Genomic DNA, 1,680 nt, shown 5'->3' with positions numbered 1-1,680 from the left:
ATCATCGGGCCGAACGGGGCGGGCAAGTCCTCGATGCTCAACATCATTTCCGGGTTCTATACGCCGACCATCGGCGAGGTCTGGTACAAGGGCGCAAAGCGCCCGCAGATGAAACCCTATGAGGTCGCCCGCATGGGCGTGGCGCGCACCTTCCAGAACATCGCGCTGTTCGAGGGGATGACGGTGCTGGACAACGTGATGACCGGCCGGCTGACGCATATGAACGCCTCGATCGCAAGCCAAGCTCTGTGGTGGGGCCGGGCGCGCAACGAGGAAATGGAAAACCGCGAGATCGTCGAGAAGGTCATAGACTTCCTCGAGATCCAGGCCATCCGCAAGACGCCGGTGGGGCGGCTGCCCTACGGCCTGAAAAAGCGGGTCGAACTGGCGCGCGCGCTGGCCGCCGAACCGTCGATCCTGCTGCTGGACGAACCGATGGCGGGGATGAACGTCGAGGAGAAGGAGGACATGAGCCGCTTTATCCTGGACGTGAACGACGAGTTCGGCACCACGATCTGCCTGATCGAACACGACATGGGCGTGGTCATGGACCTCTCCGACCGGGTCGTGGTGATGGATTACGGCAAGAAGATCGGCGACGGCACGCCCGACGAGGTGCGCAACAACCAGGACGTGATCGACGCCTACCTGGGGGTGCCGCATTGAGACTTGAACACGACACCGTCCCGGGCCCGATCCGGGATCTCCACGCCAGCCATGAGGCCCCGGTCCGGGGCGGGGAGCGCAAGACATGCTGAGAGACATCTTCATCAATCCCTTCGTGGACATGTACGAGGCGCCGGACCTGTTCCTGCAGACCCTCTGGGAGGGGCTGGTATCAGGCGTGCTCTATGCGCTGATCGCGCTGGGGTTCGTGCTGATCTTCCGGTCGAGCCGGATCTTCAACTTTGCTCAGGGCATCATGGTGGTCTTTGCGGCGCTGACGCTGGTGGGGCTTTATGCCTATGGCATCCCCGCCTGGATCGCGGTGCTGCTGACCCTGGGCGTGATGTTCGTGCTGGCGGTCAGCATCGAACGGGTGGTGCTGCGGCCGCTTGTGGGCCAGCCTGACATCATCCTCTTCATGGCAACCATCGGGGTCAGCCTGTTCCTGATCGGCCTGGGCGAGATCATCTTTGGCGGCGAGAACAAGCAGATGATCACCAGCGAGCTGGGCATTCCCACCGGGGAAACCCTGCTGGAACCCTGGGGCGGTCTGCTGATCCTGCCGCATCTCGACATCACCGTGGTCGTGGTTGGCGGGGTGCTGGTGGCGGCGCTGCTGGCCTTCCTCAACTATACCAAGATGGGCCGGGCCATCCGCGCGCTGGGTGACGACCACCAGGCGGCGCTGTCGGTTGGCATCTCTTTGCAGACGATCTGGGTGCTGGTCTGGTTCATCGCGGGGATCATCGCGCTGGTCACGGGCATTGCCTGGGGCGCGCGGGCAGGGGTGAGCTTTGCCCTCGAGGTGATCGCCTACAAGGCCCTGCCGGTGCTCATGCTGGGGGGACTGGAAAGCATCACCGGCGCCATCGTCGGCGGGCTGATGATCGGCATCCTGGAAAAGCTGTTCGACGGCTACTGGGGTTACCCGATCCTGGGCGGCAACACCGAGACCTGGTTCGCCTTCGTGCTGGCGCTGATCGTGCTGCTGTTCCGCCCGCAGGGCCTGTTCGG

2 protein-coding genes are annotated in these 1,680 nt (G+C 63.8%); both read left to right on the top strand.

Annotation, left to right across the window (positions count from 1 at the left end; translation table 11 throughout):
* Positions 1-666 (top strand): ABC transporter ATP-binding protein (locus PVW46_RS13585; RefSeq protein ID WP_274576193.1); only part of this gene is annotated, 666 nt, incomplete at its 5' end.
* Between the two features lie 85 nt (positions 667-751).
* Positions 752-1,680, top strand: a 929-nt coding sequence (locus PVW46_RS13580; RefSeq protein ID WP_274576192.1) for a branched-chain amino acid ABC transporter permease, incomplete at its 3' end; no start/stop codon positions are given.

It is taken from the genome of Mameliella sp. AT18 (genome assembly GCF_028807275.1).
In the GTDB taxonomy this organism is placed as follows: Bacteria; Pseudomonadota; Alphaproteobacteria; order Rhodobacterales; family Rhodobacteraceae; genus Antarctobacter; species Antarctobacter albus.
This window is presented reverse-complemented; position numbering and strand designations above follow the sequence as displayed.